Genomic DNA, 406 nt, shown 5'->3' on the forward strand with positions numbered 1-406 from the left:
GGCACCTCGATGTCGGCTCATCGCATCCTGGGGCTGTAGTCGGTCCCAAGGGTTGGGCTGTTCGCCCATTAAAGCGGTACGCGAGCTGGGTTCAGAACGTCGTGAGACAGTTCGGTCCCTATCCGTCGTGGGCGCAGGAAATTTGAGAGGAGCTGTCCTTAGTACGAGAGGACCGGGATGGACGCACCGCTGGTGTACCAGTTGTCTTGCCAAAGGCATCGCTGGGTAGCTATGTGCGGAAGGGATAAGTGCTGAAAGCATCTAAGCATGAAGCCCCCCTCGAGATGAGATTTCCCATCACTTTATGTGAGTAAGATCCCTAGAAGATGACTAGGTAGATAGGTCAGAGGTGGAAGCATGGCGACATGTGGAGCTGACTGATACTAATCGATCGAGGACTTAACCA

The 406-nt window shown here is 53.9% G+C and carries 1 rRNA gene; it reads left to right on the forward strand.

Features of this window, described 5'->3' with window-relative positions:
* Positions 1 to 406: ribosomal RNA gene (locus AAEO50_RS21340) — 23S ribosomal RNA — on the forward strand; the annotation flags it as partial.

The organism is Rossellomorea oryzaecorticis (assembly GCF_038405515.1).
Lineage (GTDB): Bacteria > Bacillota > Bacilli > Bacillales > Bacillaceae_B > Rossellomorea > Rossellomorea oryzaecorticis_A.